Source organism: Bradyrhizobium sp. USDA 4501 (assembly GCF_054062115.1).
The window spans coordinates 245,052-269,769 of sequence record NZ_JBSSEX010000001.1; the positions used below are offsets into that span (position 1 = coordinate 245,052).

At 62.9% G+C, this 24,718-nt stretch carries 25 protein-coding genes and 2 pseudogenes; 9 read left to right on the forward strand and 18 right to left on the reverse strand.

Features of this window, described 5'->3' with window-relative positions:
- Positions 1-10: 10 nt before the first annotated feature.
- From ACVWZM_RS01150 to ACVWZM_RS01160, 3 genes are read right to left on the reverse strand one after another with little or no spacing between them, the layout of a single operon-like run.
- On the reverse strand, positions 11-2,248 hold the full coding sequence (locus ACVWZM_RS01150) for an acyl-CoA dehydrogenase (RefSeq protein ID WP_456851505.1): 2,238 nt from the start codon (positions 2,246-2,248) through the stop codon (positions 11-13).
- A 13-nt stretch (positions 2,249-2,261) separates the two neighbouring features.
- Positions 2,262-3,071, reverse strand: a complete 810-nt coding sequence (locus tag ACVWZM_RS01155; protein ID WP_456851507.1) for an enoyl-CoA hydratase/isomerase family protein — start codon at positions 3,069-3,071, stop codon at positions 2,262-2,264.
- A 57-nt stretch (positions 3,072-3,128) separates the two neighbouring features.
- The gene (locus ACVWZM_RS01160; RefSeq protein ID WP_083714940.1) at positions 3,129-3,995 is read right to left on the reverse strand and encodes a FadR/GntR family transcriptional regulator; all 867 of its coding nucleotides are present in this window, start codon (positions 3,993-3,995) and stop codon (positions 3,129-3,131) included.
- Positions 3,996-4,075: 80 nt separating this feature from the next.
- Here ACVWZM_RS01160 and ACVWZM_RS01165 point away from each other — a divergent pair, with 80 nt between their 5' ends.
- From ACVWZM_RS01165 to ACVWZM_RS01180, 4 genes are all read left to right on the forward strand, one after another.
- Positions 4,076-5,215 (forward strand): acyl-CoA dehydrogenase family protein, encoded by a 1,140-nt coding sequence (locus ACVWZM_RS01165; protein ID WP_456851509.1) that lies wholly within the window; start codon positions 4,076-4,078, stop codon positions 5,213-5,215.
- A 71-nt stretch (positions 5,216-5,286) separates the two neighbouring features.
- Positions 5,287-6,471, forward strand: a complete 1,185-nt coding sequence (locus ACVWZM_RS01170; RefSeq protein ID WP_244558760.1) for an ABC transporter substrate-binding protein — start codon at positions 5,287-5,289, stop codon at positions 6,469-6,471.
- A gap of 232 nt (positions 6,472-6,703) precedes the next feature.
- On the forward strand, positions 6,704-8,494 hold the full coding sequence (locus tag ACVWZM_RS01175; protein WP_076826405.1) for a thiamine pyrophosphate-requiring protein: 1,791 nt from the start codon (positions 6,704-6,706) through the stop codon (positions 8,492-8,494).
- 24 nt (positions 8,495-8,518) lie between these two features.
- Positions 8,519-9,325 (forward strand): SCO family protein, encoded by an 807-nt coding sequence (locus tag ACVWZM_RS01180; protein WP_456851512.1) that lies wholly within the window; start codon positions 8,519-8,521, stop codon positions 9,323-9,325.
- Between the two features lie 168 nt (positions 9,326-9,493).
- Here the strand turns inward: ACVWZM_RS01180 and ACVWZM_RS01185 are convergent.
- Positions 9,494-9,646, reverse strand: a pseudogene (locus tag ACVWZM_RS01185) (DUF3606 domain-containing protein); the annotation flags it as partial.
- Between the two features lie 131 nt (positions 9,647-9,777).
- On the opposite strand from ACVWZM_RS01185, the gene ACVWZM_RS01190 reads away from it, so the two are divergent.
- Positions 9,778-10,143, forward strand: coding sequence for a PRC-barrel domain-containing protein (locus tag ACVWZM_RS01190; protein WP_076826400.1), 366 nt, complete (start codon positions 9,778-9,780; stop codon positions 10,141-10,143).
- A gap of 355 nt (positions 10,144-10,498) precedes the next feature.
- Here the strand turns inward: ACVWZM_RS01190 and ACVWZM_RS01195 are convergent.
- The 7 genes and pseudogenes from ACVWZM_RS01195 to ACVWZM_RS01225 all read right to left on the reverse strand — a co-directional run.
- Positions 10,499-10,747 (reverse strand): annotated as a pseudogene (locus ACVWZM_RS01195) (HEAT repeat domain-containing protein); the annotation flags it as partial.
- Between the two features lie 244 nt (positions 10,748-10,991).
- Complete coding sequence (locus tag ACVWZM_RS01200; protein WP_456851514.1) at positions 10,992-11,942, reverse strand: sensor histidine kinase; 951 nt, start codon at positions 11,940-11,942, stop codon at positions 10,992-10,994.
- 691 nt (positions 11,943-12,633) lie between these two features.
- Complete coding sequence (locus tag ACVWZM_RS01205; protein ID WP_076826395.1) at positions 12,634-13,020, reverse strand: response regulator; 387 nt, start codon at positions 13,018-13,020, stop codon at positions 12,634-12,636.
- Positions 13,021-13,099: 79 nt separating this feature from the next.
- Entirely contained in the window at positions 13,100-13,462 is a 363-nt protein-coding gene (locus ACVWZM_RS01210) for a PRC-barrel domain-containing protein (protein WP_057017299.1), read from the reverse strand.
- Between the two features lie 329 nt (positions 13,463-13,791).
- On the reverse strand, positions 13,792-14,121 hold the full coding sequence (locus ACVWZM_RS01215) for a hypothetical protein (protein WP_430641130.1): 330 nt from the start codon (positions 14,119-14,121) through the stop codon (positions 13,792-13,794).
- A 36-nt stretch (positions 14,122-14,157) separates the two neighbouring features.
- Positions 14,158-14,358, reverse strand: a complete 201-nt coding sequence (locus ACVWZM_RS01220; protein WP_168857382.1) for a hypothetical protein — start codon at positions 14,356-14,358, stop codon at positions 14,158-14,160.
- An 889-nt stretch (positions 14,359-15,247) separates the two neighbouring features.
- Entirely contained in the window at positions 15,248-16,675 is a 1,428-nt protein-coding gene (locus ACVWZM_RS01225) for a TAXI family TRAP transporter solute-binding subunit (protein WP_456851516.1), read from the reverse strand.
- Between the two features lie 79 nt (positions 16,676-16,754).
- Here ACVWZM_RS01225 and ACVWZM_RS01230 point away from each other — a divergent pair, with 79 nt between their 5' ends.
- Positions 16,755-16,913 carry a hypothetical protein gene (locus ACVWZM_RS01230; RefSeq protein ID WP_156436199.1) on the forward strand — a complete coding sequence of 53 codons (159 nt, stop codon included), beginning with the start codon at positions 16,755-16,757 and terminating at the stop codon, positions 16,911-16,913.
- A 103-nt stretch (positions 16,914-17,016) separates the two neighbouring features.
- Here ACVWZM_RS01230 and ACVWZM_RS01235 read toward each other — a convergent pair whose 3' ends face one another.
- Both ACVWZM_RS01235 and ACVWZM_RS01240 read right to left on the reverse strand, forming a co-directional pair.
- Positions 17,017-17,334, reverse strand: a complete 318-nt coding sequence (locus ACVWZM_RS01235) for a hypothetical protein (RefSeq protein WP_057017199.1) — start codon at positions 17,332-17,334, stop codon at positions 17,017-17,019.
- A gap of 24 nt (positions 17,335-17,358) precedes the next feature.
- Positions 17,359-18,471, reverse strand: a complete 1,113-nt coding sequence (locus ACVWZM_RS01240; protein ID WP_456851518.1) for a DUF1236 domain-containing protein — start codon at positions 18,469-18,471, stop codon at positions 17,359-17,361.
- Positions 18,472-18,696: 225 nt separating this feature from the next.
- Here ACVWZM_RS01240 and ACVWZM_RS01245 point away from each other — a divergent pair, with 225 nt between their 5' ends.
- Positions 18,697-18,924 (forward strand): hypothetical protein, encoded by a 228-nt coding sequence (locus ACVWZM_RS01245; protein ID WP_057017197.1) that lies wholly within the window; start codon positions 18,697-18,699, stop codon positions 18,922-18,924.
- A gap of 254 nt (positions 18,925-19,178) precedes the next feature.
- Here the strand turns inward: ACVWZM_RS01245 and ACVWZM_RS01250 are convergent, their stop codons facing one another.
- The 4 genes from ACVWZM_RS01250 to ACVWZM_RS01265 all read right to left on the reverse strand — a co-directional run bounded on the left by ACVWZM_RS01250 (position 19,179) and on the right by ACVWZM_RS01265 (position 21,506).
- A complete protein-coding gene (locus ACVWZM_RS01250) occupies positions 19,179-19,691 on the reverse strand; it encodes a PRC-barrel domain-containing protein (protein WP_057017196.1) in 513 nt (170 codons plus the stop codon).
- Between the two features lie 147 nt (positions 19,692-19,838).
- Positions 19,839-20,045 carry a hypothetical protein gene (locus tag ACVWZM_RS01255; protein ID WP_156436198.1) on the reverse strand — a complete coding sequence of 69 codons (207 nt, stop codon included), beginning with the start codon at positions 20,043-20,045 and terminating at the stop codon, positions 19,839-19,841.
- 21 nt (positions 20,046-20,066) lie between these two features.
- Positions 20,067-21,167 carry a glycosyltransferase family 4 protein gene (locus ACVWZM_RS01260; RefSeq protein ID WP_456851520.1) on the reverse strand — a complete coding sequence of 367 codons (1,101 nt, stop codon included), beginning with the start codon at positions 21,165-21,167 and terminating at the stop codon, positions 20,067-20,069.
- Between the two features lie 129 nt (positions 21,168-21,296).
- Positions 21,297-21,506 (reverse strand): hypothetical protein, encoded by a 210-nt coding sequence (locus ACVWZM_RS01265; RefSeq protein WP_168857387.1) that lies wholly within the window; start codon positions 21,504-21,506, stop codon positions 21,297-21,299.
- A gap of 1,047 nt (positions 21,507-22,553) precedes the next feature.
- On the opposite strand from ACVWZM_RS01265, the gene ACVWZM_RS01270 reads away from it, so the two are divergent.
- A complete protein-coding gene (locus tag ACVWZM_RS01270; protein ID WP_162832411.1) occupies positions 22,554-22,700 on the forward strand; it encodes a hypothetical protein in 147 nt (48 codons plus the stop codon).
- Positions 22,701-23,427: 727 nt separating this feature from the next.
- Positions 23,428-23,868: a hypothetical protein gene (locus tag ACVWZM_RS01275; RefSeq protein WP_253587184.1), complete on the forward strand. Its 441-nt coding sequence runs from the start codon at positions 23,428-23,430 to the stop codon at positions 23,866-23,868.
- A 137-nt stretch (positions 23,869-24,005) separates the two neighbouring features.
- Here ACVWZM_RS01275 and ACVWZM_RS01280 read toward each other — a convergent pair whose 3' ends face one another.
- Positions 24,006-24,650 carry a response regulator transcription factor gene (locus tag ACVWZM_RS01280; RefSeq protein WP_456856586.1) on the reverse strand — a complete coding sequence of 215 codons (645 nt, stop codon included), beginning with the start codon at positions 24,648-24,650 and terminating at the stop codon, positions 24,006-24,008.
- Between the last annotated feature and the right edge of the window lie 68 nt (positions 24,651-24,718).

The window sequence follows — 24,718 nt, forward strand, 5'->3', positions numbered from 1 at the left end:
CCGATCTCTCCTATTTCGGCAGCCCGAGCGCGCGTTGCGCGATCAGACTGCGCTGAATCTCGTTGGTCCCGATGCTGATGACCCACATCAGCGAATGCCGCAGGTTTTGCTCGAAGCGACCGTTGTCGATCGCGCCCGGCATCTGCTCGGACAGCGCGGCACGCATGCCAAGGATGTCGAGCGCAGCCTCGCCGAATCGCTCCATCAGCTCGCCGGAGAACACCTTGCTGATCGCGCCATATTCCGGCGGCGTCACGCCGTCGGCGGCAAGTTCGGCACAACGCATCATCAAGAGACGGCCGATCTCGATCTCTGACGCCAAGGTCACCATCCTGTCGCGGATGATTGGATCATCGGCGAGAGACCGATCACCTTGCTTCGCCATCACATGCGAACGCAGCTGCTCGAAGGCGTGCGCGACCTTCAGGACGATCCCGCCACCAACCAGCCCGCGCTCGAAGGCCAGCGCGCCGGTCAACACTTTCCAACCGCCATTGACCTCGCCGACCAGGTTCTCGGCGGGGATGCGGACGTTGTCGTAAAAGATGTTGGCAAACGAGCCATCATACATGGTTGCTGATGGACTGATCGTGATGCCCGGCGCATCCATCGGCACGATGAACATGCTGATGCCCGCGTGCGGCGGCTTCGCGTCCTTGTCGGTCCGCGCGGCGAGGAACATGTATTTGCCCCACCAGGTGGTGGTCCAGATCTTCTGGCCGTTGATCACCCAGTGATCGCCGTCCCTGGCCGCACTGGTGCGCAGCGCCGCAAGGTCCGACCCTGCCTGCGGCTCGCTGTAGCCCATGCCATGCATCGCTTCGCCACGCAGGATTTCCGGAAGGTATTTCTGCTGCTGCGCTGCCGTGCCGAACATCATTAGCGCATTGGCCTGGATCGCCGCGCCGATCCTCGGCGCCTCGCCCCGCTCCATGGTCTCCATGAAGGCGATCTGCTCCAGCGGCGAGCGCGCCTGGCCGCCGAATTGCTCTGGCCATCCGAGCCCGATCCATCCGGTCTCACCGATGTCGCGGGCGAAGCCGGCATCGAACTCACGCTTGGCGAAGGGCCTTCCGTCGAATGCTTGCTTCGTATCTCCAGTCCAGTGTTGCTCGAGCCAGAGCCGGATCTGCTCGCGAAACGCATTTCCAGCGGCCCCGAGGTCATATTGCGGCAGCCCGACGCCGCCCGCATCCAACAGCCGCGCTGCCAGCCTGCTCTTGGCATCCGAGACGCCGCCAAGCGCGATCGTATCGAGATGCACGCGCTTGAAGTGGATTGGCGCCTCGTGCTCTTCGGCATAACCGATCGCACCGAACGTATGCTGGACCTCCAGCGACACCTGCCGTAGCGCATGAGCGGAGAACGCCGATGCGCAATCGGCGAAGTAGCGCCAGCCGCCCTCGCCGCCGTCATGCAGTCTGGCGGCATGGTCGAGGATCAACCTGACGCCTTCGAGCGCAATCAGGCAGTCGGCCAGCTTGTGCTGGATGGCCTGGAACCTACCGATCGGCTGCCCGAACTGGTGCCGTTCCTTGGCGTAGTCCACGGCGAGCTCAAAGGCACGCCGCGCCGCGCCATAGGCACGCGCGGTCAACATCGCTCTGCCCTTGATGCGGAGATAGTCGAGATCGACTGTATCTATGGGAATGCGCGTGAGCGGCGCTTCGTTCAGCCGGACCTCGTAGAGTCCCCACGCTCCCATCGCGCGGGTTGCGACGCACTCGACACCGGGACCGTCAAGATTGATCAGCCCAAGCTGGGCCTGGTCAAGAACGACCAGAAGGTGCGTCGCGCCTCCGGCAGCCTCGACAAAACGAAGCACGCCCTTTGCCTTGAGGTCCGTGACCTCAACCGCTCCTGTGCCGGCGTCCGGATCCAGCGCACCAAATGAGAAGGCGACGGTCGCCTCCCCGGACTGCAGCCGCTCCAGCAGATCCACCGCGACGTCGACCTGCGATCCGGAGATCGCAAGATTGGCGAGCGCCGCAGACCACATCGGCGCCGTGCAGCCGGCCCGGCCGAGTTCCGCCATGACGACGAGGATTTCGGCGAGCCCGCCTTCGCTGCTCTCCGCACCAAGCGCGGCGACGCCCTGCCCAACGAGCTTGCGCCAGATCGCCGACACCTCGTCCGGCGAGGACGATGCGGCCAAACCGAGTGGAAGCCAATGCTCGTCCAGGAAACCGCGCAAGGAATCGCGCAGCATTCCTGCGACATCGTCATTCGAGGCTTCGATCGCCGCCATGGTGAGGCCCGCGCTATGCCTGGCCGAATCTGGGCTTCCGCTTCTCCTTGAACGACATAGTCGCTTCCTTGTGGTCGGCAGTCTCGAACGTCACCTGCTCCAGCGCCATCGACGCCTCCAGCAGCATGTTGACGCGCTCCTTGACGATCTGGTTGATCGACAGCTTGGTCCAGCGAATGGCCCAGGTCGGACCGTTGGCGAGCTCGACCGCGATCGCGCGGGCCTTGGCCAACACCTCCGCGCGCGGCGCGACATGATTGACCAGCCCGATCCGCTCCGCCTCATTTCCCTTCAGGAGCGTGCCGCGGATCAGGAATTCCTTGGCCTTGTTGATGCTGACCAGCAGCGGCCAGATCACTGTGCCGCCGTCGCCGGCGACGAGGCCGACACGCGAGACGTGGGTGTCGCCGATCCGCGCGTCTTCCGCCATCACCGTGATGTCGCAAAGCAGCGCATGGGTCGCCGCAAGGCCGATGGCATCGCCATTGATCGCCGCGATGATGGGCTTGTCGAGCTCGAGCTGGCGGGTGACTCCGCGGCGGCTGATCATGGGATCGTGCACCTCGCCCTCTTCGAGCACGTCGCCGCCGGGCCGCTCGGACATCGCCTTGACGTCGCCACCGACGCTGAAGAAGTCGCCCGCCCCGGTCAGCACCACGGCATTAACGGCGTGATCGTCGGCGAGGTCGTCCCAGATCGTGCGCAACTCGCGGATCAGCTTCTGATTGATGGCATTGCGCGCCTGCGGGCGGTTCAAGGTCACGGTCGCGACCTTGTCCGCGACCTCGACCGTCAGGCATTCATATTTGGCGTAATTGGACACGTTTGCCTCCATTGTTTCGCTGTTTGAGTTGTTGATTATTGGCAACGCGGGCGCGTGCTAGCGGCGCATCCCGGGCTGCACATCCGCCAATGCGACGTGAAGCGACATGGCGCCCGGATCCTGCTCGAGCATGCGCTGCACGGATTCCAGATGCGATCGCAGCAATCGGCTTGCCAGATCGACGTTCCGTTCGCTGAGGGCCGCCAGGAACTGCCGCCGCTTCTCGGCCAGCCGCGCCATCGCGACCCCGCTGGAAGCGACCTTGGCATAGACGAAGCGCATGTGGATCTCGGTGACCGAGTCCACGATCATCGCAATCACCTTGTTGCCGGTCGAGGCCGCCAGCAGCTTGTAGAACTCGCGCGAACATTCGACCCGGTCGAGCAGCCGCCCCTCCTTGGTCGCAAGCTCCGTCCGCTCGATATTGGCTTCCAATGCATCGAGATCGGCCCGGCGGGCATTGGCACAAGCCAACTGCACCACGAGGTCGAGGACGTGGACCCGCGCCTCCGACAATTCCCGTACCGAAATCGTCCCGAGGCTCAGCATGTCGCGCATGACCTCGTTCATGCGGCGGGTGTCGCCCTGCTGGATGAAGGCGCCGCCCTTGACGCCCTTCTGCAGCCGGAGCACGCCGGCCATTTCGAGGCTGCGCAATGCTTCCCGCAGCACATTCCGACTGACGCCGAGCTGCTGAGCCAGTTCGCGCTCGGCCGGCAGCTTGTCGCCGGGCTTCAGCACGCCGAGCGCGAGTTGCTCGCGAATGCGCTCGCAGATCTCCTCGAACGTCCGCCTGGTGTGAATCGGCTTGAATGTCGGTGCGGCCGGCGAGCCGGCCGCACGATGATCGGTGGCCCGCTCCCGGCGGCTCGGCGAGGCGGCACGGGAGCGCCGCGGCGCGCGAGGGCTTGACTTGGTGCTCATGCGGTGAACTATTAAATGGATCACCCATTCAATGGAAGCCCTTTTTTGCTTCCGGCAAAGAAAACGAAACGGGAGTTCGCATGAGTTTTTCCGAGGAGCAGGTCGCGTTCCGTGACAGCGTGCGCAGAATGGTCGCCAGGCACGTGGCGCCGATCGCCGCCGAGATCGACGAAACCGACCGCTTCCCGCTCGAACTGGTCAAGCTGTTCGGCGAGATGGGACTGATGCAGCTCTGGGTGCCGGAGCGCTATGGCGGCCCGAATGGCAACCTGACCATGGCCTGCATCGCGCGCGAGGAGATCTCCAAGGTCTCCCCTGCCTGTGCGTCGATCGCCGCGCTCAACACCATGTTCATCATGCCGCTGCTGCATTTCGGCTCTGAGGAGCAGCGCAAGAAATATCTGCCGATCATCGCCGAGGGTGGCGTGGTCACGGCAATCGCGATCTCGGAGCCGCAGGCCGGCTCCGACGTCGCCGCGCTCAACACCCGCGCCCGCAAGGACGGCGATAGTTATGTCCTGAACGGCCGCAAGCAGTGGTGCAGCTATGGTGTCGCGGCCGACTACATCGTGGTCATGGCGCGAACCAGTGACGGCGCCGGTGCAGACGGCATCAGCGCCTTCATCGTCGAGCCGAAGAGAATGCCGGGCATCACGTTCGGCCGCCACGAGCGCAAGATGGGCTTTCGCGGCGCGCCCAACACGCCGATCTTCTTCGACAATGTCCGCGTTCCCGCGGAAAATCTCGTCGGTGAGGAAGGCAAGGGCTTTCGCGCGTCGATGCGCGCGCTCGACCTCAACCGGCCGACCATCGGCGCGCAATCCGTCGGCCTCGCACAAGGCGCACTGGATGCCTGCGTCGCCTACGCCAAGGAGCGCAAGCAATTCAAGAAACCGATCGCCGAGTTCCAGGGCGTGCAGTTCATGCTCGCCGACATGGCCATGCAGATCGAGGCGGCCCGCGCGCTGGTCTACGAATGTGCCCACGCCGGCGATGCCGGCGACTGGAAGCGGCTCAACGTGCTTGCCAGCATGGCCAAATGCGTCGGCAGCGACATGGCGATGAAGGTGACGACCGACGCGGTGCAGATCTTCGGCGGCTACGGCTACACGATGGACTATCCGGTCGAACGCATGATGCGCGATGCCAAGCTGACCCAGATTTTTGAGGGCACCAACCAGATCCAGCGCGTGGTGATCGCCCGCGAGCTGCTGCGCTAGCGCGGATCGATTTCAAGAAGAAGCAATTGCAGGGAGGAACGAACTTGAACCACATCATCAACCGGGCGCTGATGGCCGGCGCGGTGTCAGTACTGCTGGCGGTACCTGCCTATGCTCAGAAAGCCTACGGTCCCGGTGCCAGCGATACCGAGATCAAGCTCGGCCAATCGACGCCGCTGAGTGGTCCCGCATCCGCGTTCGGCGCGGGCGCCGGGCGGGCGGTGGTCGGCTACTTCGAGATGCTGAATGCCAAAGGCGGCATCAACGGCCGCAAGATCAACTTCACGCAGCTCGACAATGCCTACAGCGCGCCGAAGGCGGTCGAACAATCGCGCAAGCTAATCGAGGACGTCGGCATATTGGCCGAGGTCGGCACGATCGGCACCGCGCCCAACGTCGCGATCCAGAAATACCTGAACGCCAAGCAGGTGCCGCAGCTGTTCATCACCGCCGGCGGACGCCGCTTCAACGATCCCAAGGCCTTTCCCTGGACGATCCCGCTCTATCCCGACTTCGAAACCGAAGGCCGCGTCGTCGCCAAATACATCCTCACCGTAAAGCCGGACGCCAGAATCGGCGTGCTTTATCAGAATGACGACTATGGCAAGGACTACCTGAAGGGCCTCCGCGCCGGCCTCGGTCCGAAGGCCGAGCTGATCGTCGCCCAGGCCTCCTACGAGCTCGCCGATCCGACGATCGACTCGCAGATCGTGCAGCTGAAGGCCGCCGGCGTCGACACCCTGATCGAGCAGTCGTCGTCGAAGGCCGCCGCGCAATCGATCCGCAAGGTTTACGAGCTCGGCTGGAAACCCCTGCACGTGATCGGGGGCTCGACCGCATCGGTCGAAACTATCCTGAAGCCCGCGGGCCTCGAAGCATCGAAAGGGCTGGTTACAACGCAATTCCTCAAGCAACCGGGCGACCCGGCGTGGGCCAACGATGAGGAGGTCAAGGCCTACAAGCAGTTCTTGAAGGCATACGCACCTTCAGCCAACCCGGACGACTATTCTGTGCTCGTGGCCTATATGAACGTGCACGCCGTGGAGTTAGCGTTGCGCAAATGCGGCGACGACCTGACCCGCGAGAACCTCATGAAGCAGGCTACCTCGCTGAATGGCGAACGATTGCCGATGATGCTCCCTGGCGTCGCGATCGGCACCCGGCCCGGAGACTACACACCCTTCAGAGCTCTGCGAATTGCGACATTTGATGGAGAAAGCTGGTCCTTGACCGGCGCTCCTCTATCGGCCGACTAGACCAGACTAGACTGCGGGCGGAGAGCCACCAAGGCTCTCGCTAAGCTCGGGTAGGTCTGCTCGAACAAGCAGCTGCGTCCCATCATGTCGCGGCGGATCCTCACACGTTCGGTGACCATTGCGCCTGCCTATCTCTTCTCCGATGCCACCTCCTACTTGAGGGACGGTCGCTTTGGAACGGCTGCCAATCCCCGCCGTTCACCGCTCACATTCAACTTTCGGGATATGCACGATGTCCAAGACCGTTGGCGATTTCGTAGTGCAGCGCCTCCAGGATTGGGACGTGCGGCATCTCTTCGGTTATCCCGGCGATGGCATCAATGGCGTGTTCGGTGCGCTCAATCGCGCCGAAGGCAAGATCGATTTCATCCAGGCGCGCCACGAGGAGATGGCGGCGTTCATGGCGTGTGCCTATGCCAAATTTTCCGGCCGCCTCGGCGTCTGCATCGCGACGTCGGGCCCCGGTGCCTCACACCTGATCACCGGTCTGTATGATGCCCTCCTCGACCATCAGCCGGTGCTCGCCATCGTGGGCCAGCAGGCGCGGAACGCGCTGGGCGGGCAGTATCAGCAGGAGCTCGACCTGGTCTCGATGTTCAAGGACGTCGCCAGCGCGTATGTCGCGCAGGCTTCCTCGCCCGCTCAGGTCCGTCATCTGATCGACCGCGCCGCGCGCATTGCGCTCGCCCGGCGCACCGTGACCGCGCTGATCCTGCCGAATGATCTGCAGGAAGAGGATTACGAGGATCCGCCGCGCGCACACGGCACGCTGCGGTCCGGCGTCGGATACACTCCGCCGAGGATCGTTCCGGCAGAGGCCGACCTCGATCGCGCCGCCGACATTCTCAACGCCGGCAAGAAGGTCGCCATGCTCGTCGGCGCCGGCGCGCTTGGCGCGACCAACGAGGTCACCTCTGTCGCCGACCGGCTGTCGGCCGGATGCGCCAAGGCGTTGCTCGGCAAGGCCGTGGTGCCCGACGACCTGCCATGGGTGACGGGCTCGATCGGCTTGCTCGGCACCGAGCCGAGCTACGACCTGATGATGGAGTGCGACACGCTCTTGATGATCGGCTCGGCGTTTCCCTATTCCGAGTTCCTGCCCAAGGAGGGCCAGGCCCGCGGCGTCCAGGTCGACATCGACGCCGGCATGCTATCGATCCGCTTTCCGATGGAGATGGGCCTCGTGGGCGACGCCGGGGAGACGCTGCGCGCGCTGCTTCCGCGCCTGAAGCAGAAGAGCGACGGCAGCTGGCGAAAGACGATCGAGCACAACGTCCGGACCTGGTGGAAGACATTGCAGGATCGCGCGCACCAGCCGGCCAAGCCGGTCAATCCTCAGCGCGTGACATGGGAGCTGTCGCCGCGTATTCCCGATCGCGCGATCATCACCAGCGATTCCGGCTCCTGCGCCAACTGGTTTGCCCGTGATCTGAAGATGCGTCCCGGCCTTATCGCCTCGCTGTCAGGCGGCCTGGCATCGATGGGCGCGGCAGTTCCCTACGCAATCGCCGCCAAATATGCAGCGCCCGATCGTCCCGTCATTGCGCTGGTTGGCGACGGCGCCATGCAGATGAACAACATGGCCGAGCTTATCACGGTCGCCAAATACTGGCGCGACTGGAGCGATCACCGCTGGATCGTCTGCGTATTCAACAATGAAGACCTCAACCAGGTGACATGGGAACAGCGCATCATCAATGCCGATCCCAAGTTCGAGGCATCGCAACGCATCCCCAACGTTTCCTATTCGCGTTTCGCCGACCTGATCGGACTGCGGGGGATTTATGTCGACGACCCCGCACAGCTCGGCTCGGCCTGGGAGCAGGCGCTCGCGAGCGACATCCCCGTGGTGCTGGAAGTCAAGACCGATCCGGAAGTGCCCCCGCTACCGCCGCATATCACGCTCGAGCAAGCCAAGAACTTCTCGATCGCGCTCGCCAAGGGCGACCCGAACGAAGTCGGCGTCATCCGCGGCGCAGCGCGCCAGCTGTTCGAGACCGTGTTGCCCGGCAGGGAGAAGTGAAGGCCAGAAGCGATGCATCGCCAAATGATGCTTGCCGTCTATTTGGTCTGCGCAGCGCTGGTGCCGGCGCGCGCCGAGTTGACCGGGTCCGATCTCGCCGGGGTCGAGGCATCCCCCCGGCTCGGCGCCGTGCTACCGCTGAGCGTCCGCCTGCGCGACGAAAACGGCGTCGCACGGCCGATCCGGGAATGGCTCACCGGCGAGCCTGGCGTGTGGGTCCTCGCAGATTTTACCTGCGATACGTTGTGCGGCCCGGTAGTCAGCACCGTCTCCGATGCGCTCCGGCAGTCCGGCCTGCGTCCCGGTCAGGACTTCGATCTGCACGTCGTGAGCTTCGACCCGCAGGATACCCCGGAGAACGCGAAGGATATGAAGCAGGCGCAAGTCGGCCTCGAAGCGCTGGGCGACGCCGCCCACGTCTCGCGCGGCGATGCCGGCGATATCGCGGCACTGACACGAGCATTCGGATTTGAAGCGGTCTACGACCGCGACCACGGCCGCTACGCGCATCCCGCGGCCGCGTTTGTCGTGACGGCAGACGGTCGCATTGCGCGCGTCCTGCCCGGTCTCGGGCTCCATCCCGCCAGTCTGCGCCTCGCGTTGGTCGAAGCCGGTCAAGGCCGCAAGCACGGGGGTCCGCACGACCGCCACACTCGGAGATCCGGCACCTTTGAAGAAGCAAAGGCCCAGCGCCCCGGGGAGAGCACTGAGGCCGATCATTGTCTCACTCGCCATGATCGCCGACGTCAGATAGGCGACAGACTGCGACCAGCCCGCGGCGATTCCGCTTCCGAACGAGCGCGCTTTCGGGATCGAATTAGCACCAGTTGATTGCTGCCGACCAGGCCCTAACTCCGACCGGCACCGCAACTCGGCCGACGATCGACGCGCTTGCGGCCGGGGCCGCTCCAAACTGATCGATGTGCCCCGGGTCTTCGGGGGCAAGAGCCGGGGCACCTTCATTCGTCCAATGCCGCTCTGCCGAGGAGCGACGCATTGCTAACGACGCTTCGAAGGTGCCGTTCCTAACGACTTTTTCACCGCCGACCCGAGCCGGCGCTCAACTCTCTTGCGGCTATTGCCCACCTTCTTGACGGACTTCTTCACCGACGCTGCCGAAGTCCGGGTTTTCTTCGCCTCATAGCTCACCTTTAATCCTACCCGCGCGGCGAGCTCAAATTTGGTGAAAGCATTGGCGAGCCAAAGGTCTCTTAGGAACGACCACAACTGCCCAGGGTTGGGCTCCATTATCCAGGGTTGGGCTCCATCATGAGGAGGATCGCATGGCTTACGAAGAACGGGAGACTGGAAATCTGATCGGCAGCGATAAGGTCGAAGGGACCGCCGTTTATGGTGCCGACAATGAACGCATTGGTTCGATCGAACGGGTGATGATCGACAAGATTGGTGGCAAGGTCTCCTACGCAGTGCTGGGATTCGGCGGCTTCCTCGGCATCGGAGACGATCATTATCCCCTTCCGTGGCAGTCGCTCAAATACGACACCAACCTCGGCGGCTACATTACGGGACTTAACGACAGCCAGTTGCGCGGAGCGCCAAGGTACAGCAACGAGAGCAGTTGGAACTGGTCAGACCCCTCGGTCGCCCGATCGGTCGACGACTACTACGGCCGCATTCCAGCTCCGTGAGCCCGACAACCAACGATCGCCCGACGTGTCCGGTGTGCAAGCACCAAATGGCTCTAGCGCGCGTCTCGGCCGGCAAGCGTGGATTCGAGGAGCGCATGTTCGAGTGCGCCACCTGTGGGCGGACCGTAAAGGTCTCAGTTGCCGTTGATCCCACGGAGACGGATCGGGTTGGTTGGCTCGCCCGTTCGCTGGAGCCCCCGAGTTGAGGAGCTGGCCGCGCAGCTTCTCTTCAAGGCCGCGACCCACGGCACGCAAGCAAATACTCTGGCCCCTAGCCGACGTACGAACGCTGTTCCACCCACTGCCTCAACCGATTGAGCGCAGTTGCTCTCATTCGCAGAATTCGGGTACAAACCTACGAATTCGCCTTTGCCTTCTTCGCCACGATCTGTTGCAGGGCCCAGCGCGCGTTCTTTCTGACATCTGGATCCGGGTCATCGGCAATGACCGCCAGGAACACTTCGCCATCCGGATGAGCGATCTCGCCCAACGCGGCGGCGGCGGCGACCAACCCACCATTGACATTGAGCCCCAGCGTCTCGGCCGCCATCTCGCGCACCATCCAGTCGTCGTCCTTGAGCGCACGCATGATCGTTTCCGCCGCCGAGAAGCGTTAGTGCTGTCTCGATCTGGGCGATCAGCGCCTCGATTTCCTCCCGCTCGTTCGGTCCGGGATCACGCTGTAGTCGCTGCAGGAGCGCCTGCTTCCGTGCAAGAAGCTTTGCGACGGTCGACATTGGGCCCTCCTCCGTTGCCAGGCAAGCAGGTGCAAGAAGGACTTGGTGCACCGGCTCCTGACGCAATGCCAATTCCCCTTCAGATGGACCTGTCCCTAGCGATAAGGAATGCTAACGCGGATGCGCCCGCACCTGGACGCGCAGACCCGGGTCCAGCCGTTCGTATGTGATTTCGCCCTCGAGCTGCTGAGTGAGCAGGTGCACGATGCGGGAGCCCAGTCCGCCCGGCTCTGCTCCCTCCCGCAGGCCAATGCCATTATCGGACGCCGACAGCTCGATGCCGTCTCCTTTCGACAAAGAAACAACGACGTTTCCTGGCCTGTCGCCAGGAAAAGCATACTTCAGCGAGTTCGTGACCAATTCGTTCGTGATCATGCCGATCGCAAGCGCGTGGTTGTTCGGCAGGAGAATGTCCTCGCAGACCACCTGGAAGGCAACCGGCCCAGATGGAGCCAAGGACTGGAAGACCTTCTCAACCACGTCATTTAGGAAGTAGCGCATGTTGACCGAGCGCGAGTCCTCCTTGAGCGCAAGATGGTCGTAGACCTCCGCCATCACCTGCACCCTGCGGGCGGTGGCTTCCAGCGCAGCCGCGACCTCCGGCCCGCCGTGCCTTGCCTCCAGCCGGATCATGCCGCCAAGGATTGCGAGATTGTTTTTCGTCCGGTGCGCCATCTCCTGCAGCAGCAAGGTCTTGGTCTTGTCCGCCTGCATGACGCGTCGGAGTTCCGCGCGCTGAAATTCGGCGACGATGGCTGTCCCGGCGGCGGTGATCGCGAACAGTGCATTCGTCGCGAGGAAATCGATGCCGAAGCCACCTTTGTAGCTGAGGTAGGCGCCCACGCCGATAGCGATGAAGGCCGCGAATATTCCAGAGCCGCGATCGAAGATCAGGCCCGAGAGAAAAACGCCGGGCAAAAGCAGGAAATATCCAGGCGCCCCGGTCTGAGTCTGCAGCGCCGTCTGCAGCACGGCGCACACCACCATGATGCAGGCGGAGATGCCGTACCGGACCGGGCTTGGAAGCCGGTGCTCCAGAACCAGGGGGTAAAGCCTGTTCATTGGATCCCAACCGCGGGCTTGCCGTTCAGTTGCTCATGCACAGTGTTCCCACCGTCGCTGCATCATCGCAAGCCGAATCGGACCTTGCGGATCTTCAGACTTTCTGGCTGTTCAGGCCTTAGATGTCTCGCTGCCGGCTCGCGGGCCAATCGTTCCGCCTTCAGGCACTCCCGGTTCGCATGGAACGCCTGCTGGGCGCGTTCATACTCGACACCGCCACTTTGGCATCCGAGTCACTAAAGACCTTTCGAGCTTCTCCTTCGGTCGGGGTCGGCATTCTCCGCTCCGATATGCGATTGCTCATTGCTCATTGCTCATTGCTCATTGCCCCTCCTCCGGGGGTCCTCGCCCAATAATGTGCATCAGGACCGCCAACCCTGATGGGCAGGCTTTCTCCCGGCGAAGCCTTAGGGGGAGTGCGCCGGGGGGAGGTGATTCAGACGCGCGGTAAGCCCGTTCGTTCCATGGGGCCCGTGACACAGGCAGACTTCGCCTGCGGCCTGGCCGTCGGCTTTTCACTGGGGCCTCATTCGCGGCCTTCTTGCCTTGATCGGCATCAGCATTTCCTTCTGCCCGCTTGATGCCTTGCGCGGCTTCTTGGCGAGGTTGGGCCCCGATCGCCAGTGCCCTCACGGCATAGCCACCATCTGCGGGCTCGACCGAAGGATCGGAAGCTCACAATGATCCCGGTTCAACCCGGCGAGAGGCCGGTATCGAGTAGCTGCGAGACGGCCGCAGCCAATTGCGCGGGCGTAAAGGGCTTCTCGATTAGGACGCTGCCATCGACACTCTGCGATTTCCAGTCTGGCGCGCTGGCGCTCGTCATGTAGATGACAGGAAAGCCAGGCGTGATTTCCCTGATCTGCCGCGCCAGCTCCCATCCGCTGATGCCGCTACCCAGGTTGACGTCCGTCAGCAACGCCCGACACCCCTCTCGCCCATCGCGAAAGGTGGATAGGGCCACCTCCCCCGAATGGACCGAGCAAGCCTCGAAACCGCCGTCGCACAAGGCGTCCTCGATGAAGCTGCAGATCAGAGCTTCATCGTCCACGACCAGAACGCGAATTGCAGCACTCACTTTTAAGTCTCCATCGGGACCAAGGCGGAAAGGCGGGTGGGTCTCGCGTAACGGCAGGGTCGTGGCCCCGAGTGCCGCCTCAAGCCACCGGCACACCGTAATAGGCATTCACCGCCCGCGTGGTCGCGGGGTCACTCCAGTTCCAACTGCTCTCATCGGCATATTTGGGAGCGCCGCGGAGCTGGTCGTGGGTGATGCCGGTGACGTAGCCGCCAAGGTTGGTGTCGTATTTCAGTGCCTGCCACGGCAGCGGATAGTGATCATCACCGATGCCGAGCAGACCGCCGAAGCTCAGCACCGCGTAGGATACCTTGCCGCTGATCTTGTCGATCATGACGCGTTCGATGTAGCCGGCCTTTTCGCCGTCGGCCCCGTACACGTTGGTGCCCTCGACCTTGTCACTTCCGATCAAGCTGAACGTCTCGCGATCTTCCATGGCCATGTTGACCTCCTGAAGTTTGTCTTCAGAAGTCAACCGGACGACCATGGCTCCGTTCCTTGGCTGAAGCCTCGGTGCCGTCGTTCTCGCCCTCCGGCAGCATTCGGCCGGGACGCGACCGCAACGCCTACCCCCGGGTCTAGGATTCCTGCCGCAGCGGAACGACGCACGGCGCGCCGCTCCCACCTTGCGATTGTGGGCCGGTGCGCAGCACGGTGATGAAAGTCTTCGAATTCCCCGAAGCGCCGGCAGTACGGCGGCCCGTGGCGGAGTCAGAAAGCCTTCGCCCGCGCCCGCTCCCGGACGGGTCGACGCCGCTGACGCCGTTGGGTCTAGCCCTCGCGGGTTGAGCCAGGAAGCGGAGATCTGGGCGCTGCAGGCGAAGACTCGGCCCGGGGTCCCTCGCTTCGCAGCTCTACGTCGGAAGGCCGGGCGGCTTCCATGAGCTCCAGCCCCGCGCGGCCCTTCTCTGTGATGCGCCAACCGCCGTTCAGGCGCTCCACCAGTCCTTGCGAGAAGATGTCGAGATCCGGCATGCGTGCGGCCAAGCGCTTGGTCCGCTCGCCCCAGTCCCGTCCGCTCGTCGCAAGGATCGCCAGGTCGCGCTTGAGGTCCGGCATGACGGCGAATCCGTCGGGATAGCTCACCAGGATCTTCAGCACCGTGACCTGGAAGTTCAGGCCCCCCGCTCCCGCCCGCTATCGCCACATCGTCGGCGCGCCGTGAAGAGCCTCGCGGCCGACCTGCCTCACCCGCTCGGGCGAGGTGTCGCCATTCGTCGCGGCTTCCAAAATACTTAAAGCTACGTGGGTGCGTGCGCCGGTCTCATAGCGCGACACGTCTTCGCAGACCTCGTCGAGGACGATACGCAGAAGCGCGGTCATTGCCGGATCGAACATGGGGCTCCCAAAGGAAAAAGATTGTAACGCAATCACATGGGCGCCGAATTCAAAAGTGTTTAGCGCCCCAATATCCAGCCAAGTCTACACTCGAGATCCGGCTCGACAAGCTCAGAAAGTGGCCGCACCGCAGCGCGGATTGAACCTGCCTTCGGTCAAGCTGTTGCGCGGGCCCCGGCGCCGAGGCATTGCGGACAACCAGCAACCAACGCCTGGTTTTCCCGTTGTCGAGCCGGGAAAGAAACGAGAAAGGAATGATCCGATGAGGAAGTTTGCAATGGTGGGGCGACCGGAGGCGTGATCGCCGGCGCGGTCATCGGAGAGCTTGCTTCCTCGGCGTATGCCTGGGGACCGGGTCCGGGCTACTATGAGTACGGTCCAGGGTACTATGGCGCGCCGGGTACTGAGGCGGACCATACGCCAACGACGACGGATACGATGCTCCGTAATCACGTGCCGAGATCTTTGGTTTCGGCGATGACCCACACACCGCCCTCGGGCCCATTCGCACTTTTGACGATACGGCCAATGTCGTTCGCGCCGATCTCGAGCTGCGCCGTGGCGCGTGCCCTATCCGATGGGTTCTTTGACAAGCAGATCGATGGGCGGATCGATGATCCCGCAGCGGGCTGGAAAGGCTGTTCGGGTGGCTTCCGGCAACCGCACACCGTTTCATATCGAGGCTATCGACGCGCCACATCCGGGAGCGACGGACGCCACACTATCGAGCCCCCTGGTGGTCCAGTTCCAGCTTCGTCCGGACGCGCTGGCCCACTAATCCGCTGGTGACGTGCACACGCCCGAGTTCGCGTACTGTCACTTTTCAAGGTATCGAATGAAGGCAGCCGCAGAATCATTTTCCCAAGGTGCAGTCTTCTCATACGAGACCTTATCCCCGAGGCGGAAGGCTGTGACCCACTGCCGCGCCTCGAACCGGTTCAAGGGGACCTCGTTGCAACGCAGCTCGCCTTTCGACGACGGCATGGTTCAACAGTTCAAGCACCAGGCCAAAGGCTGCCAGCTCTTCTTCTTCGATGGCGGCATCATCGTAACTTTCGAGCGTTTCCGCGATGATTGCGTCAGCCTCGCGTTGCAGGGCCAGCAGTTCCTGGTTGGTTTCCGCGGTCCGCGCGCTGGAAACCATGGCCAGGAGCCTGTTGCGATGGCTGGTGTTTTCCTCCCTTTCGTCCCGATTCAAATAGCGACGCAACCAGGCGCCGGCCGAACCGATCGCGGAGAGGAGCAGGAGAGCGAACCAGAAGTAGTCGCCGTATCTGTCAAGAAAGCTGCGTTCGTTACCTTCGATGACGGCCGCCGCTCCCCGGTGCACGGGCAGCTCGGCATCTTTCTCGGTGTCAGGCTTGGTAATGTGTGCAGCCCCCGGCACTTGTCTGGCAATCGCCTGACGGACAGCGAATAATTGCCGGACAAAGGCCGCCACCGTCGCTTCAGACAATGTCTTTCGCGCCACGATCAGATGGCTGACGCTGACCGTCTCAACCTTGTCATCAGGCCAAGCCGGATCGGCATTGAAGACGCCGGGCGGAATTTCCTCGGATTCATACCGCGGGTGCTTCAGGGCGATGGCTTCCGATGTCTCGATCGCGAGAAACTTCGGCGCGCCTCGCACGCGGGTCGTTGCAGCGATGGCGTCGGAGGTGATTTTGCTATCGAGCGGACCGACCGCCATGAATGCATCGAGGGTCGGGTCTCGTGCCAGCTCCTCGATGTGGTCCGTTCCAAAGTGCATAATCGCGACCTTGTCCGCCTGCACGCCGGAGGCGCTAAGGATAACCCGCAGGAAAGCAGCATTCGCCGGGGTCCGCCCGATTACGCCGACACGATGCCCTGCGAGATCGGCGATCTCCTTGATTTTCGGCGCGTGCTTTCTTTTGGAGGCCTTGCCCGCAAGTCCGGAAGGCGCCCACAGCACAACGAAGTTCTTACGCAGCGTGGCGACGGTCTGCGCGTCGGCGGGCATATCCAGGTCGCCGCGACCGACCGCAAGGTCGGCCTTTCCAGCACGAAGCAACGCGAGGGATTCGACCGCCCCGTCGGCTTTGATCGGGGACAGCTTGACAGTTCTGCTTTCGCTGGCGAAGGCATCGGCCATCGCCTCAACTACTTTGTGATCATCGCTTCCGGGAGGTCCAACTGCGATCCGGAGAACTTCCGGCCGCAGCGCATAATACAGTGCGCCCGCTGCGGCGCCAAAGACTAGAAATCCAACGGCCAGGACAAGCAGCAATGAATTGCTCCTTCTCCGCCGTCGGCGGGCAGCGTCATTGGTTTTATCTGTAACGCTTGGCGAGGACATGTGCCGCTGCCAGCCAGAGATCAAAGCGCGTCCTGCTTCCTAGGATATCTGCCGCTAGCGCTTGGTGGAAGAGCGAGTGATGAACAACAACCACGACACGCGCCGTCTTTCTTCGCCGGCAGCGGCGGAATCCTGGGTGCCGAGCAACTTCAGCGCAGTCTCGATCTTGGCGAGGAGCGAGCGCCTGGATTTCGGCTCGCTCGTTCGGGCCGAGACCGGCTTCGAGCCGCGCCGGTAATTGCTCTTTCTGTCCCAGGAGCTTCGCAATAGCAGACATCTCATCACCGCGAAAACGTAATCGACGGCGAAAGGGCCGCTCAGAGAGCGGCCCCATTTCTAGTTCACCAGCTCCGGGTGCCGAAGCTGAAACCGATGCTTGGGCCACCGCCGTAGTAGCCGTAGCCGCGATCGTAGTAGCCTGGACCATTGTAATAGCCGTAGCTGCGGCGAACCACGTAGCCGTCGTCTCCGCCGTAGTAGCGTTGGACATAGCGGGGACCGCGGGTCCGGTAGCAGCGGCCATACTCGTTACAGACAAGACGGACTTGCTCGATGCCCGCAGCCTCAGTCGACGCGATGGCTGCAGGTGCAAGAGGTGCCGCACTCGCAGACGACGCCATCAAGGTCGCGGCGAGAGCTCCAAGCGCGATGTTCTTCATGGATATTCTCCTTCCTTGGCGAGATCAGTCGATCTCTTCGATGATGCGACGCTCATGGGGTTCGATGATGTAGGTCCGGCTGTCCCGGTTGATGTACCGGTACTCGCGAAGGCTCGGAGCATCCCGATAGACCTCTTCGGGAAACGCTTCGATCTCCACGCCTTCCGGCACGCGCTCTCCGGTGCGGATCTCGGTACGAACCGAGCTGCCGGTGGTGGTGCGACGCTCGCGCTCGACCGGCCGCGCTTTGGCGTGCTTGCGGATGACCTCGCGGTCCTTGTCGCTGAAGGTCGTCTTGCGCTGTTCGGTGCGCGCCGGCGCGGCCGCCGTGGAGCGGCCCGAGTACGGCAGGACCGCGACGATCTTGTAGCTGGAGGGCTCCACGATCACGATCTCGTCCCTCACCAGCACGAAGTTGTAGCCCCGGTACTGGGGTACGATCTCGACGACCTCCGCAGGCAGCGGCTGCAGATGTACATCGCGCGGCACGGCCGTGCCGATCGACAACGAGAAATTCACGTTGTTGAGCGGTTGCACATTCAGGTGTGAAATCGACGTGCTGATCCGGGTCTGCTGCTGATCGTTGATGTTCACGGACGCGTTCACGTTCGTGCTCGACGAGCGATTGGCCGTGTTCTGCTGGCTGCTCGGCTGCTGGGCCGTGGTGGTCGGATTGCTACCCGTCGGAGACTGAGCCTGATTGGTGCCCGAAGCCGGTGGGTTCGCGCTCTGTGTCTGATTGTTCGCAGGCGGATTGGTCTGCGCCTGGTTCGAAGGCGGATTAGTCTGGTTGGAGGGCTGGCTCGTCTGCGCCTGGTTGGTAGAGTTGTTCGACGTGGGCGCCTGCGTGGTGTTGGTGCCCGTGCCGGAGTTGGACGTTTGGCCTGCAGCGCTCTGGCCGGTCGCTGGCGGAGGCTGCGTCTGGGCCGCATTCGTCGAAGGGTTGGTCTGCGCGGATCCCGGAGCGGAGTTGGACGACGGTGTCGACGTCGAAGAGGACGGCGGCGCCGACGTGGAATCCTGTTGACGCTGCGTAGCCGACGGATTGGAGCTCGACGTGCTCGGAGAAGATTGTGCGAGAGCCGAAGTCGCGAGCGCAACTGCGGCGGTCGTAGCCAACAATAAACGCTTGTTCATCTGAAATCCTCCTAATTGGTCGCCGAACAACACCGGACGAAGGGCCAGGTTCCAGAACGGGAAGTTTCGGCAAATCGGCTGAGACGGCGCCGGTGGAAATTCTTCTCTCCGCGAGAAATCAGTCTCGCGACATGAGCGGTGTGCCTTCCGACTGCCGGGAAGAAACGGAACTTCGCGCCCGCCTGCCCGTTGGCAGTGACTACTTAGAAGCCATTGGAGGAGTTAATGAAGAAGCTGATCGTGTGCGGCGGCCTCGCCGCCTTCGCCCTCGGCACCCAGGCCGCCAGCGCCGCCGAGTTCTACATCGTTCGTGATGCAACGACCAAAAAGTGCACCGTTGTCGACACCAAGCCGACGACGACCACGACGACGGTCGTGGGCGACGGCGTCTACAAGACCAAGACGGAAGCCGAGTCCGCCGTGAAGACCACCAAGGTCTGCACCGAACAGTAAACGGCCATCGCAGGGCCGAGCCGGCCTCGCGAAAACGTTCTGAAGGCCATTGGAGGAGAAAATGCTTGTACTGACTTTATGGGCCGTTCCCCCGTGCTCGTTGTTGGCGGCGTCGGCTATTGGATAGTTCACATGCACTGAGCGAACAGTCCGCATGAAAGGCTCGTCCGCAAACCGGGCGATTTTTTTGGACCATTGGGCCCGGCAGAAAAAAGGGCCCAGCGGGGGCCCTTTTTCCGTGAGTTCTCGCCGCACTAATTGTAGTCCGAGTATTTGAACTGCGGGAGCGCCTTCAATTGCTCCTTGTTGCCGCTCATGACCGCGTGGTCCGGGACCCAATCGTTCGCGTTGCGGTTCGTCGTATTCGTCGAAGCCGCGCCGGTGGTGGTGTCGCGCGAGTTGGTCGACGTGCTGCTCGAGCTGGTCCGGACCGGCTCTTCGACGAACTTCAGCTTGTCCATCGAGACGGCGATGTCGTGCTCGCCCATGCCCAGAAAGCCGCCGATACCGATCACCACCGCGTTGATCTTGCCGCTCTTGTCGACGAGCAGCTCGTTGATGTCTCCGAGCTTCTCGTTGGCCTCGTTGTAGACGTTCAGGCCTATCAGCTTCGAAGCGCGCCAATTTCCCTTGAGCGCCATCTTCGCATCGGCCGGCTGGGCCGTGACCGCCGGCGCGGCGCGATCGGCGGGCTGGGTGGATTGCGCGAACGCGCCGCCGCCGATCACGGCAGTGCCAAGCAGAGCGACGGCAAGAAAGCTTTTCATCGATTATCTCCTCCAACGTGAGCCGCACCCGTTCAAGATGCCGGGCCCCAACGCCCGCGATTGCCACTTGTTCCTGATCGCTCCTTTCAGTCGAAACGGGGCGCAAAGGATTCTACCCATGCTTGATGGGGGTCAGGATCCGGTCCACTAACGATGTTCGATGCTCACGAGCCGGACGACAATTCCTTTGCCTTGGGAGTGAAGGCAAAGCTGCCAAACCTCATTCGAACAGTCTTCCGCTTGCTTTGCGGAGTCGCCGGCCTGCTGGACCTCCGGCTGTGGAGGAGGCACTTCGTCCGCAAGGGCGGCCGTCGCGAGAAGAACAAAAGCCGCCGTGGAAAGAATGGTTTTCATGCGAGCCTCCTGATCGGCGACTCAACGAAGAAACTCTGAAGCCGTGCCGACTTCCGGGCGCGATATGGTTGACCCCGGCTCGAATCCTTCGCGTCCTCCGCGGCCGAGCAGCTCGCGATATCGGCATTCGTACTCCTTCACCATCCGACTTGCGGCGAAGCGCTCCTCGAACCGGGCGCGGACCACTCTTCTGTCCAGCCGGCCCAGTTCGTTCACTGCCTTGATCGCCTGCTCCTCGTTATCCACGATAAAGCCGGTGACGCCGTCTTCCACCACTTCGGGCACCGAGCCGGCTCGGTAGGCAATCACAGGTGTCCCGCACGCCATCGCTTCGATCATGACGAGCCCGAACGGCTCCGGCCACGCGATCGGAAACAGCAACGCGGCGGCCCCGGCGAGGAACGGCTGCTTCCCGATTTCGTCCACTTCGCCGACAAGTTGGATCTCCCCGCCATCGATGTTCGGCTCGAGCTTCTTCTTGAAGTAGGCCGTCTCCGCGCGCGGTATCTTGGCCGCTATCCGCAGCGGCGTCCGCGCGGCGCGTGCGATGCGTATGGCGGCCTCCGGTCCCTTGTCCGCCGTCAGCCGCCCGAGGAAGGCCAGGTACGAACCACGTTCGCAGGACGGCCTAAACAGATCATTGGGCAGCCCATGCTGGATCGTCGCGATCCAGTTCGCATCCGGAAGTGGTCGACGCTGGTCGTCGGAAATCGCGACGAAGGCCGCGTTTGGGAAAGCCCCGATCACATCGGACAGCCCGGGAAGGTCGAGCCGGCCGTGCATTGTCGTCAGGAACGGCACGCCGGTCCGGCTTAGCACCGGAAGAGGCAACCAGTCGACGTGGGAGTGGATCACGTCGAAATCGCCCGCGCGATCGGCGATGGCTTCGATCAGCAGCGCGCATGCGGCGTTCGGATCCGTTCCCCTTCGCCCCAGGCGCAGCGCACGCGGCCAGACAGGATGGAGCTTTCCCTTTGTCTTCGAATCCCCGCTCGCGAACAGGGTGACGTCGTGTCCGAGCTCGACCAGTTCGTCGACAAGCCAGGCGATCACGCGCTCCGTGCCGCCATAGAGCTTCGGCGGAACGCTCTCGGCCAATGGAGCAAGCTGGGCGATCCGCATGCTAGGCCCCGACCACGGACTGCATGGCAATCACAACGACCGCGGAACTGAGGTATGAAATCGCTAGCGGCGTCCAACTGGGCTCTGTGCTTTCGCAGACCGTCCGCGCGACGAACATCTTCACGCCCGTCAACCTTCGTCTTCGGGAGGCTGGTGCAAGTAGGCTATCCCGAAGCTGGCGAGATCTTCGGCATCGCTCTCTCGCTCTTCCCGTCTCCTGTGCAAATAGCGCTCGAGCAGGCAGCGGCGGCTGTCGTGAACGTCAACGTCAGGGTGCGCCGCCCGGTACACGGTCCAGGCCGTCTCTGCCGCCCTTCTCACCGTGACTTCGTCGGCCATCCTCACGCTCCAAGCGACCGCATCCAGTCGCTGCCAACTCAGCGCGATGGCAAAAGTTTCCAATTTTCTCCGAATCTTCGACCTTTGGTGGAGAAGCGCTCGAAAGGCCGATCAGAAAGTGTTCGCCCGCGCGTGATCGCGGATCCGATTCAGCGCAATGATCTGGCCATCACGGCCCCTAAGGACGGCTCCGCAAAAGCCGGTCGACGGCGCGAACAGTGTCATGGACGGTGGATTTCTTGTGACGAAGGCACGCAGCTAGCGCGTCGATTCTCCGCCGCAGGTGATCAACCAGCCGCTTCGCACCGACAGTCATGCAGCCCCCAAGGCACTTGGACACTTCGAGTTGAGAATAGAGGCGCCGTCAATTGCGTCCCTCGTGTTCGGCGGAGTAAAACGCCGCAGAGACCTCGAGCGGTGCCAGAAGATATGGCGCCGTCAAAACTCCTGCGTAAAAAGTAGCGCGAGACGATCGGCTTAATCAGCTTGACGGTCGCTCGGGTCGCCGGACGGCATTGACCGTCGGCGGGTTGATCATCGCGACCATACGAACATTGTTTCCGGTGGCCATCAGTCAGCGAGCGGCTTCGAACGCCACCATGGCGCCCTTGCATTTGCCGCCCAAAAGGAAAGGAGCGCTGGCTTGCCGCTCCAGGATAAGCGGAAGGCGAACCAAGGAGCTGGGGCGCGCCCGGGTGGTGACCACGATCCTTGCCACCCGAGCGGCCGAGAAGCGCGCCGCAGGCGAAGCGCTAAGCTGACGTTGAAGCCGACGTGCCGACCAGCACCAGGCGGGCCGGCGCCACTGGCATGGTCCTGACTCGACGAAAACCAAATGTATCGCATACCAGGCGAGTGTCGTGCCGATCAGGAGCCGCGCCGAGGCGGACGCTGTCGATTAGCGGCTGCCGCATGCGACGGGTTTCATCAACCGGTCGCCACCCGCGCCGGCGGCAGCCGCCCGCATGTTGCCAGTTTTTCCCGACATCAGGAACGAACCGGTTTCTGCCACGTTCACCGTCCGAGGCAAAACACGGAGTGGCTGAGATGGGCGCTGGCGATCAGGTCGCATGCATGTCGGTGGTGGCATTGTTCTCGCTTGCACTGATCGTGACATCGAGCCTGTTCGTGCAATCGAGGGCGGCAAAGAATCCGGCGATGCTCGCCGCGCAGCAGGTGCGCGCTCCATTTTAGCGCTGGCAATCCGCCGCCTCAGCTCGGTCAGACTCGGCAACCATTTTGCGGTGTGAGACAGCGCAGCCGGCTCATTGCTTGATCAAAATCCCTTGCGCGTCAAAGGCGCGGTCGGCGCGCTCTCCTGCTCGCCGCGACCCGGCACAATAATTGGCTCCGGCGCAGCCGGGGAACCGCGCCGGAACCTTTGGGGAAGTTGATTGTGCTCGTTTAAGCAGGTCATCAACTGCCGCCGAGGCAAACCGTTCCCAACCATTTGCATATTTTTCCCGACAAAAAGGACGGCAGCAAAACCGGATGTTGGCGCAGCGGCAATGGTTCCGACCTGAGGAGATATGAAATGAGACGGCTCGGCAAGACGGCCGCAGCGCCATGCTTGATGCCGGCTTCCTGGCCGTGTCCGCGATCAGCGCATCGGCGGCGATCGCGTGCGCTGGGCGGGTGTGCGGGCACACCCATGAGACCTATGATTATCCGCGTGAATGCCGCGTCGTGGTTCACGACAATTGGCGCTGGGGGCCGCGCGAGCTTCCTCGAGCACGAAAAACGCGGGCTATTTGGCGCGGCCGCACCTGGGTGACCTGGTGAGCGTACCGACGACGTGATGGGGCCGCCGCGGGCGGCTTCATGTTTCAGCCCATGCGATCGGCGAGGAACGTTTGCCATTTTCTCCCGTTGATCGGCGCCGGTGCCGATATGCGGTCCGGGATTGCGGTGAAGGTTGTTGATGCCTCTGGTCCGGTACTTTCTGTTCACAGGCGCGACGCTGCTCGGCCTGCTGCTTCTCACCGACTGGTATTTTTCAGCCCCGGCGCCAGTCACCGTCGCTCGCAACGACATCGATCGCACGATCATCCGCATTCGCTCGCAGCACAAATGGCCGGAGGCGATACGCATGGACACCAGCACCCCGCTCCCTGCCGCCGCGCCTGCCCCCACAGCTTCGGCGGCTGTCGCGGCGCCGGTCCCCGCTGCGCCGCCCGCGACGGTTGCGCAGGTTGATGCGTCGCGGGCAGCTCCGCCGGCGCGCCCCGAGCGCAGCGCGCGACACGCAAAGCCCACCCGGCAGGCGCAGCGCGAGAGACGCCAGCGACTTGCACAGCGCGGTCAGCGCTTCGCGAGCTATCGCGAGCCGGAATGGCAGGGCTGGTCGTTCCCGAACTGGTGAGCCGTGAAGCTCTTGCTTGAAGATTGCCGCTACCGGTGCGTTCGTCGCTTCGATTTGGCCTGATGAATGCCGCCTGGTGTACGGCAATGAAGAATTGTCCGCGTCACTGCACGCGACCAGTTCAATTTATGCAAGGATCAGCCAAGTTCCATTTCGACGGCGATCCGTACCAGGTCTGAGTGGTTCTTCGCGCCGAGCTTCTGCTTGAGCAGCGACGTGGCATTGGCGACAGTCTTGTAGGAGATGCCTAGCGCTGATGCGACTTCGACGATCTTGTCGCCGCGGCCGAGCAACCGCAAGATCTCCAGCTCCCGCGCCGACATCTGCGAGGCGGGGCTGGCCTTGATCGCGGCGCCGGCGAACGCGATCGCCTCCGCGAGATGCGGCGAAATGAACCGCTCGCCTGCCGCGACCTTGCGCACCGCCTTGACGAACAGGCGCGGATCGTCGCTCTTGGAGACATAGCCTTGCGCCCCCATCTCCACCGCTCGCACCACGAAAGCGGGATCGTCGTTCATGCTGAACATGATGATCCGGGCGACCGGGTCGTCTTTCCGGATCCTGCGCAGCAGCTCGAATCCGGAGACATCGGGAAGCTTGATGTCGATCACGGTCACGTCCGGCCGCCTCTGGGTAAAGGCGCGCAAGCCGGCCTTGGCATCGGCGGCCTCCTCGATTTTCACCGCCTTGTCGGAAGCAAACAGGGACCGGCAGCCCGACACCACCACCGGGTGGTCGTCGACGATCAATACTCTCATGGACGATTTGGAGGTATCGTGCATCATTCTCTCCCCTGCCTTTGATAGAACTTCGCGCGGAAATTGAAAGAGAAGAATCGCTGAACGGAGCC